Consider the following 9,903-nt stretch of genomic DNA (forward strand, 5'->3'; position numbering starts at 1 on the left):
TTATTTACTATCTGTCGCAATGGATACTTTAACAATACCCATTTGTTTCAATGTGTCTAAGACAGTAACAAATGCGCCATATTCTGCCTTCGCATCACCACGCAAGATAACGACCATGTCATCGCCCTTTGCTTTTTCTGCTTGCAAATAGCGAATCATTTGGTCTAGTGTCACTGGCTGCGCTTCCACATAAATTTGTCCATTACTAGTCACAGTGATTGGGATTTTACGTTGCAAGTCCACTTTCGATGCCACCGCTTGTGGTAATTGAATAGGCACAGATTTTTGTACGACCATCGTCAACATACTCATCATGAAAAACACCAATAAAAAGAAAATAATATCAATCATTGGAATAATCATGAGTTTCGGTTTAGACGTAGTCCGTAAGGATCTAAGCCGCATGGTTGTCACCTGCCAATTCCGCCATATACATAGCACTTGCATCTTCAATTTGACTAATCAAAATATCTTGTTGTTGTACTAGATATGTATGCAAAATTAAAGCAATAATGGCTACAATCAAACCGGTCGCTGTAGCAATCAAGGCTTCCCCTACACCGCCAGTAATGGCAAATGGTTGACCTTCAGAAATAGATAATACGCTGAAAGAACCAATCATACCAGTTACAGTACCCAACAAGCCTAATAATGGAGCCATGGTAACGATAGATTCAATGTAGTTCAAATATTGTCGTAATTTTGCAGATTCACTAATCGCTGCTGCTTCCAATAGTTTTTCTTGTTGCTCTTTGTTGTTACCGCCACGAGCTGCTTCTGCAATGACATGCGTAGCCATACCTTTGTTAATTTCTTTTAAAGCTTGTAAAGCCTTCCAATTGCTTTGTTGTACTAGTGGGATAATCGTTTCACGCAATGCATTTACATCATCTAACATAGAGCGATAGAAACGCAAACGTTCTACGAAAATAATCACAGCAATGAAAGAACAAAGTAACAATGGATACATAACATATCCACCCTTAATAAATAATTCAAATAATTCCATGTGATACCTCCTTATAGATAATTACTGTTCACATAGTGTATGCAATTCCTAGCCCTAACTTAACATGTTACCACTATTTTGAATTAGGTCTAGAATACTTATTTTACCGTTTCCGTAAAAATAATATGAATAGAATCTTCTGTCGGACCTTCTACGATGCGACTATGTACACCATATAAGTTTTGAATGAACTCTGGTGTCAGCAACTCTTTCGGCGTACCTGTGCCAACCACTCGTCCCTTTTCTAGGGCAACTAGACGATGACAGAATTGGGATGCCAAGTTTAAATCATGAACAGCCATCAATACAGTTACACCCGCATCACGAACGATTTCCAACATTTCCAATTGGTACTTTATATCCAAATGATTCGTTGGTTCATCCAAAATCAAACATGGGCTTTCTTGCGTTAAAGCTCTGGCCAAGATCACACGTTGTTGTTCTCCTCCTGAAAGGCTCAAGAAATTCCGTATTTCCATATGGTCCATCCCCACCTGTGCTAAGGCTCGTCTAGCTATAGTATAGTCTTCTGAAGAATCGCCTTCAAGTAATTTTTTATGTGGCATACGTCCCATAAGAACAATATCCATCACTGAAAAGTCAAATTGGTATTGATTATGTTGCGCCACTACTGCCATTTGTAAGGCACTTTCACGGAATGAAAGTTCATCTAAGGATCGTCCATTCAGCTCAATGCGCCCTGCATTGGGATGCAATGTACGATAGATACACTTTAACAGTGTACTTTTACCACTACCGTTAGGGCCTATTAGTCCGACAATTTCACGGTCTTGCACTTTTAAATCTATACCTTGTAAGATTTGCGTTTGTCCAATGCCAAAGGCAACTTGTTCTACTTGTAAATTCATTAATTACCTCCGAACGCATAGGTTTGCTTAATCATTAAGTATACAAAAGCTGGCGCACCGATAACAGAAATTAAAATACCAATCGGTAATTCCGTATGAGGAATAATCGTTCTACTGAGTGTATCTGCTACCACAAGTAATAAAGCGCCTCCTAATGCAGAGATAGGAATTAAACCTTTATGATTTGTGCCTAAGGCTTGACGTACAATATGAGGAATCAGCAACCCAACGAATCCAATAATACCTGCTGCATATACGGCGAAGCCTATCATAATCGAACTCATTACAAGGTATAATTGACGATATCTGTGTAAGTCTACCCCTAATGTGATAGCTACTTCATCACCTAGTAACATCAAGTTCAAAATGCGGGTTTGGAACCAGAAGAATACAATTGGCAATAGAATAACAAATAGCATAATACCAATCAAATCCCAATTAGCCCCTGCTAGACTACCCATCATCCAGAAAGCTACGTTTTGAATCCCTTCTTTATCCTTCGCGAAATATACGATAATACTCGTAAAAGCACTGCAAACGGCGCTCAATGCCATCCCGGCTAACAACAATTTAATCGCATTAGCTCGACCACCCATATTAGCAATAATAAGAACGCCGAAGGAAATTACCATAGCACCGATAAAAGCCATAATACCTACATATTCTTCACCAAACGCAATGCCTACACCCATTAGGATAGCCACAGTGGCCCCTGTTGAGGCACCCGAAGAAATACCCAAAATATATGGATCTGCTAAAGGATTTTTTACAATAGCTTGCATAATGACACCACTCACAGCGAGTCCCGCACCCACCAAAGCTGCCAGGATGACACGTGGCATCCGCAACGTCCATACAATATCATTCAAAGCGCCTTGTCGTGGATCGTCAATGACAATGGAGTCCACAAATTTAGAAGCTACGACTTGCCATAATGTTTGGGCTGGAATATGGACTGTCCCCAAAAACAAGGACCATGCCATCCCTGCCACTAGTAAGGCGATAAGTACGAGACCTACCCCTACTACCGTTAATGTATGTGTTCGATTACTCATGAATACCTCCGTTAAAATTAGGATACAATCCGTGAATCATAAGATTCAATCCATCATGGATTCGTGTACCTGCGCTATACACCATAAATAGGGGAACTCCATATACTCGATGATTACGTATGGCATCCACATGTTGTAATGTAGGATTCTTATATAGATTGTCTATGAGTTCATCTTGTCGATCATAATCATCCTCTATGAGCACTAAGAATATAACAGATGGATTTAACTGAATTAACTCCTCTGCATTAATGGTCTGCCCCGTTTCAGAAATAAGATGTCCTCCTATTTCTTCTAACATGTTCCCTGCCAATGTTTCTTTGTCGTATACTCGATATTGACGCCCTGATTGCTCTATTATTAACGCTGTATCCTTTGTATGCTGTGCTTCCCCATAGGCTTTTGCCGCTGCCACCGCACGCTTTGTACGATTCACCAACTCTTTAGCCCTTTCTTGTCGATTCACAACAGCCCCTAAATCAAGGATATACTGGTATTCTCCTTCTACAGTACGCTTAGAGTTTTTATAGGATGATCTAGAAATGTAGGAATGAATCCCACGCTCTGACCAAAAATCCGTACTTTTCCAGTTGTTTTTCTGAAAGGTGGAATACCATCCTACTAATAGGTCTGGTTCCCATAATAAGGTAGTTTCTACATCGGGGATTTCCATACTTTTATAGGGAATCTTTTCATATGCATCACGATATTCTTGAGCAATATATTTACTATCTGGCACACCGATGGCTGCGATGATACGCTCCCCCACACCTAGGGCTAACAATGTTTCTACAGAACTTTGCCATACTCCCATAATGCGTCGTGGCTCACCTTCATAGGTGACAGCTCGATCAGTTCCTTTACTCGTTAACTGATTCACTATACGTGGTCCTACGTCATGAGCAATGGAGGTACTTTCCACATAGTCAGGCATCGGAACGAACTCTTCCATACCATGCAAGTGTGCGCCATACAATCCCCCTAGTAGAGCCACCACAATGCCTGTTATATATATTTTCTTCATTCTTTCACCTAAACGAAAGAGCTACACTAGGTAGCTCCTTCTAGAATTACTATTAGAATTTGTATTTAGCACCAATCATTGCTTGTCGTGCTGGCATTGCGGAACTACCTGGTCCATAATTAGAATTACTTGTTGTTTCGTAAGCTTCATTTGTTAAATTAGTTACTGCCACATAGGTAGTTAAATCCTTATTTACATCATAGTTTAAATTCCAGTCTAATACCAAGAATCGTTTAGATGTAAAGGCTTCTGTATTAGATCCAGTATAATAGTTCATTAAGAATCCAGATGACAATTTACCAGCATCATAGTTTACATTTAATGTGTAATGATTTGCCGGACGCAATTTGTTAATACCTGTGTTAATATCACCAGAATCGTTATAGCCCCAACTTGGATCTACCATATAACCCGGTTTCACAGCCCATTTATCTTTTAAATGACTATACGCTGCTCCCAAAGACCAGTGTTGATTTACTTTATGGTCTATCGTAATATTAAAGGCTGTTTTCTTTTGTTTTGCATTCACTGCAGTACTTTCAAACTCATTTCCTACACGAATTGGGAATGATGCAATAGCATTGCTCATATCTGTTAAACTATAGTTTACACCTATTACTGTTTTTTTGTTCAATTCTTTTTGGTAACCCAATGTATATACATTACCTTTTTCATCATGCAATGGTGTTTTAAATTCACCATAAGTAGCTGTATAATCTCCACTACGTAATGGGCGTACTACTTTCGTCCAACCCGCATACACAGTATTATGATCGCCAAAACTATATTGTAGATTTAAAGCTGGAGTAATTACATGACTAGCTCCACCTTTAGATTGCTCTCCATTTACAATATAATTTCCATATTTCACAAAACGGAGTGTTGGAGTGATATCAAAATTATCATTCACATGAATTTTATCTTGTACATATCCATATAACGAAGTACGTTTAGTTACAGTTTTTTGAACTTTACCCTGGCGTTTTGCTACTGCATCATTAAATGCCTTATCATAAGTTACATTAGCAAGTAAATCATGTTTACCAATAGAACGCCCTACCTGCAATTGCACACCACGAGTTTTTTCATTTTGATAGCTTGTTGGCTCTGCCGCTTTACCACCAGTTTTTTGAACCCATTCTTCTAAAGCTTCTTTACTATCCCCTGGGAATGGTGCTAAATTTTTAGCAATCCATGCATCTAATAAAGCGGGATCTTTTACACCATCAGGAAAATCTTTAGTGAACTTAGCCCCAATATCTTCTATTTCAGGTAAATGCCAGGAATAAGTGTCTGTACTAGAGTATTTATGATGTTGACTATAGAATCGAACAAAACTTTCCATATCGGACTGACGATCAAATGTATACTTTACATCTACATCATTATTCTTAAATTTGCTATAAGAATTATAAGCTAGTCCATCAAGGGCGAATAAGTTATGATACCCAGGATTATTCGCATTTCCCCATGTTGTAGAATCAGGAATCAACTTTCCATCTTTATCTAATGACCCAACATCTGCTGAGAATATGATACGATGCCAATCTTTAGTATTCCAATACTTTAAATTTGGAGTGGAGATAGGATATCCATCCTTACCCTGTTTGTGATTGATAGATACTGTTAAACGTTCTGTATCACTAAAATCCTTATCAATACGAACATTAGCCCCTCTTTCATCAAAACGAGCGCCACCTAATGTTCCCACTTCACCTGTATGTCCATCACGATATTTTGTATCACCAGATTTAACACGATTTAACCCAACAAAATAGTGCAAAGAATTGTCGTTTCCTGCACTTCCAGAGTATGTTAGATTATACTCATGCTTCTTCCAAGAACCGGTCGATAAGTCAACCGTACCCTGATTGGCTTCTGCACCTTTACGTGTGATGATATTAATAACTCCACCAGTAGCATCTGATCCATACGCAGAAGCTCCCGGTCCTTTGATCACTTCAATTTTATCAACTGCATTAATATTTGTCACTTGATCTAAATTAACACCTGTAGATTTACTACCGCGCCCAGTTTTACCTGAAATACGTGTACTTGTGGCATTATCTACACGGCGACCATCAACCAATACGATAACACGAGTGTCACCATTGATAGAGATCCCATTATTAAAGAATTGGTATCCATATTCACCACCACGATATCCTGGGTTTTGGAACGTAACACCTGGAATACGTTTTATGGCTTCTGTTAAATCAGAATAATGACGTTTTTCAATTTCATCACGAGTGATAACTTTTACGTCACCGCCTGTACGATAATAGGATTGTTCTGTTACAGTATTACCAAATTGGTCTTTAGACCGATCACCTTTCACTACCTTTGTATCTAATTGGTAGTTGTCCAAATGCTCATCAAATGCTGCTTGTACACCACTAAATGTAGTCAATGCTACACATGCTAACAATGCTGCAGAGACGCGTTTCCTTGTTATTTTCATGAATATACCTCCAAAAATTTCGTACGCCCATACGAATTGATAAATTTATATTGCCTTTACTACATAGTAAAGCACTGTTTATAATTATACTTCATGATATCTTCATTTTTCAATATGCTTTTCAAATATAACTAAATTTCATAGTTAGCTTTTTCTATGTTCTATATTGTATTTTTAATGCCCATTAGATGTATTGGTATCTTTTCGACTTCTTATTTATACCCCATATAATGATTTCCCATAGAATATGTATGCAATCTGTGGTACTATGATAACTGAATACAGTGAAGGAGGTATCTATGCAACGAACTAATAAAAAAGGTCTCATCACCGCTTTAAGCTGCTATTTTATTTGGGGACTTTTACCCATTTATTGGGGGCTTCTCCACCATATATCAGCCTATAGCGTACTGGCTCACCGCATTATATGGTCTGCTCTCTTTATGTCCTTTGTGGCTATTGGACTAAATTATCAACAATTTAAGAAAGACTGCATACATTTAAAACAAAATATATCCCAATTGGGTTTATTGATTCTAGCTTCTATTTTCGTATCTAGTAATTGGGGATTATACATTTGGGCCATCTCTAACAATCGTGTGATGGATACTAGCTTTGGATATTATATTAATCCGCTCCTCAATGTAGTCTTAGGGGTACTTGTTTTCAAAGAAAAGCTAACCTTCCCACAGTGGTGTAGTGTAGGCTTAGCTACCATCGGCATCATCTTCATTTCTCTACAAATGAGAAGTACCCCTGACTTAGCCCTAGCAATTGCCTTAACCTTTGGACTCTATGGTCTAGTGAAGAAAAAACTATTGATCCATCCTTTTACAAGTATTGCCTTTGAAGCTTGGCTCGTAGCGCCCCTAGCACTAGCATACACAACATACATCGACGCTAGCTCTTGGACAGCGTTTCAAAACGATTCCTATACAGCTGCACTATTCGTAATCTCTGGTCTAACCACATCGGCACCTCTCGTGTTATTCACTTATGGTGCACGATTGTTGCCACTTAATCTATTAGGATTTTTGCAATACCTATCGCCCACCATCGCTTTGCTTATCGCCATCTTTTATTTCGGTGAAAGCTTCGATACCAATAAAATGATTTCTTTTTCTTTCATTTGGGTAGCCCTTGGAATCTATACAGTATCAAATTACTCTAAATAAATACAAAACAGCCTGTGCATTCTCCGCACAGGCTGTTTTCATAGCATAACCTCCGTATTATGAAAAATATAAATACTCATCAACATGCACATGAGGAAATGTAGATAACCCTGTCGTTACTTTTTCCAATATATTATATAGTACTAATGTTTTTAACGTATTTTTATGATATCCTAAGTCTAAAACGTCTTACAAATCATTCTCTTTCCTACAAAACTTTTACAATTCTGTATCCCTAGCAACTGAAAATTATTTTTATTTACTGTATACTAAGACTATCAAAAGGTGTGGTTCCTATTAGAATCCGCCCCATATGCTTTAACACGTTAGACTCATGGTATCTACACTAGCAGCAATGAATGCATTCTTTCAGCAGCTTTCAGTCAAAAAGTATCTGCAAATGATGATACCATACCAATAATTATACTAATAGTAAACACAGAAAGGATACACACATGGATACAATGAAACAAGCCCTTGGTCTTACAGGCAATGACAGAATGGAAGTTATGATTGATATTAAAGACCGCTTTCTCGGTGGCACCTTAGATTTGGAAACGGCTCGTACATTATTGAAAGAAAAAATCGGCACTTGTACGCCTGATGAATTTGCCTACGGCGAACAACAATTAAAAGGTTCTTACACTGACGAAGAAATCACCCATCGCATGGATGACTTGTTAGAATTATTCGATGGTATTTTAATCCGTGCGAACAATGAATATCCTGAACATCATCCATTAACAGTGTACCTAAATGAAATCAACGCAATGGAACAACAGTTAACGGAAATGGAAACTTTGTTACAAGCACCTCACTTCATCCTCAATCCTTGGCTTGGCGTATATGATGCCCTCACTACTTGGCGCATCCATTTAGCTCGCAAAGAAAATCAATTATATCCTGTTTTAGAACGTTATGGTTTTGACCGCCCTACAAAAATCATGTGGACTTTCGACGACGCCGTTCGTGATGCTATCTCTGAAAGTAAGCAACTCCTAGAGTCTGGGCAAGAATCTGAATTTTTAGCGAAACAAGCGGATGTCATCGATATTATCCATGACCTTAACAACAAAGAAAAAGAAGTATTGATTCCCACAGCTTGGAAGTTATTACAGGACAGTGACTTCATCACTATGAGCCAAGGCGATCATGAAATTGGATTTGCTTTCATCGCCCCTCCTCCATTTTATAAAGGCCGCCCTGATGCGGAACCTAAGAACCTTGGAGAGGTGTCTGCCAATGCAGGTCATGTAACAACACAACATAATCATGCTGATGTGGAAAATCATGAAAACACCCAATTAGGTGTTACTGGTAACCCTACCGCTTTGTTACAAGAGTTAGCTCAATTAGTAGGCAAATATGGTATCAATGGAAGCCCTGAACAAACACATGACCTAGCTGTTGGCGCTTTAACGATTGAGCAAATTAAATTAATCTTTAAATTCTTGCCAGTAGATATTACCTTTGTGGATGAAAACGATTTAGTTCGTTTCTACAATGATACGAAGCACCGCATCTTCCCTCGTAGTTCTAATATCATCGGTCGTGTGGTGCAAAACTGTCATCCAAAGAAAAGCTTACCATTGGTACAAGAAATTATCGATTCTTTCAAAGCTGGCAGACAAGATTACGCTGAAATGTGGATTAACAAACCTGACCTATTCATCCATATCGAATATATCGCTGTGCGCAACGAAGAAGGCCAATTTAAGGGTATATTGGAAATGGTTCAAGATTGCACACATATTCGTAGCTTAAGTGGTTCCCGTAAAGAATTGATTTGGGAAGGTTCTAATTCTGCATACCATGCAGTGGAACACATAGATTACAAAAATATTCGCAAAGAAGATAGCCCTACCAGCACAACTGAAGAAGGTACTGTGCAAGAAAGTGCACCACAACCTACAGTCTACGAAAATGACCTAGGGTTAACTGGTGATACTAAACTATTCCCCCTATTTGATGTAATCCCTGGCCTAAAAGATCACATGATTCATATCAATCCAAACTTTAAAATGCTAAACTCTCCACTGGCTAAGTTGATGAAACATAAAGCTACCTTGTCCATGGTGGCAGAACGTGGCGAAATGTCATTAGACACATTAATCCAAGCAATCTTAGCTTTCAAGCATAAGAATCAATAATATCTATTTGAGGACTATCAGTGATAGTCCTCTTTTTTATCTCCTCAATGCAGTGTTACGAGCGTTACCAATATATATTTTACACCTTGAATTGTCAAGTCAAATGCAACTCTACTGAATGATAAACCTCGTATGGGGTTTTCCAATTTAAGCATTTGCG

Annotated in this window: 8 protein-coding genes; 2 read left to right on the top strand and 6 right to left on the bottom strand. The window is 38.4% G+C overall.

Going from position 1 to position 9,903, the window contains the following annotated elements:
* The 6 genes from EO118_RS05685 to EO118_RS05710 form a co-directional block, all read right to left on the bottom strand.
* Entirely contained in the window at positions 1-405 is a 405-nt protein-coding gene (locus EO118_RS05685; protein WP_062403271.1) for a biopolymer transporter ExbD, read from the bottom strand.
* Positions 395-1,009, bottom strand: coding sequence for a MotA/TolQ/ExbB proton channel family protein (locus tag EO118_RS05690; protein ID WP_127069036.1), 615 nt, complete (start codon positions 1,007-1,009; stop codon positions 395-397). The genes EO118_RS05685 and EO118_RS05690 overlap by 11 nt, the downstream gene beginning before the upstream one ends.
* A 98-nt stretch (positions 1,010-1,107) precedes the next feature.
* Positions 1,108-1,878, bottom strand: a complete 771-nt coding sequence (locus EO118_RS05695) for an ABC transporter ATP-binding protein (protein ID WP_127069037.1) — start codon at positions 1,876-1,878, stop codon at positions 1,108-1,110.
* Positions 1,878-2,933 (bottom strand): iron ABC transporter permease, encoded by a 1,056-nt coding sequence (locus tag EO118_RS05700; RefSeq protein WP_127069038.1) that lies wholly within the window; start codon positions 2,931-2,933, stop codon positions 1,878-1,880. The genes EO118_RS05695 and EO118_RS05700 overlap by 1 nt, the downstream gene beginning before the upstream one ends.
* Entirely contained in the window at positions 2,926-3,957 is a 1,032-nt protein-coding gene (locus EO118_RS05705; RefSeq protein WP_127069039.1) for an ABC transporter substrate-binding protein, read from the bottom strand. The genes EO118_RS05700 and EO118_RS05705 overlap by 8 nt, the downstream gene beginning before the upstream one ends.
* A 52-nt stretch (positions 3,958-4,009) precedes the next feature.
* Positions 4,010-6,418: a TonB-dependent siderophore receptor gene (locus EO118_RS05710; RefSeq protein WP_206168267.1), complete on the bottom strand. Its 2,409-nt coding sequence runs from the start codon at positions 6,416-6,418 to the stop codon at positions 4,010-4,012.
* A gap of 299 nt (positions 6,419-6,717) precedes the next feature.
* On the opposite strand from EO118_RS05710, the gene rarD reads away from it, so the two are divergent.
* Complete coding sequence (gene rarD / locus EO118_RS05715; protein WP_127069040.1) at positions 6,718-7,593, top strand: EamA family transporter RarD; 876 nt, start codon at positions 6,718-6,720, stop codon at positions 7,591-7,593.
* A 455-nt stretch (positions 7,594-8,048) separates the two neighbouring features.
* Entirely contained in the window at positions 8,049-9,743 is a 1,695-nt protein-coding gene (locus EO118_RS05720) for a DUF438 domain-containing protein (RefSeq protein ID WP_127069041.1), read from the top strand.
* Positions 9,744-9,903: the final 160 nt, after the last annotated feature.

The sequence above is a fragment of the Veillonella sp. 3891 genome, assembly GCF_003992315.1.
In the GTDB taxonomy this organism is placed as follows: Bacteria; Bacillota; Negativicutes; order Veillonellales; family Veillonellaceae; genus F0422.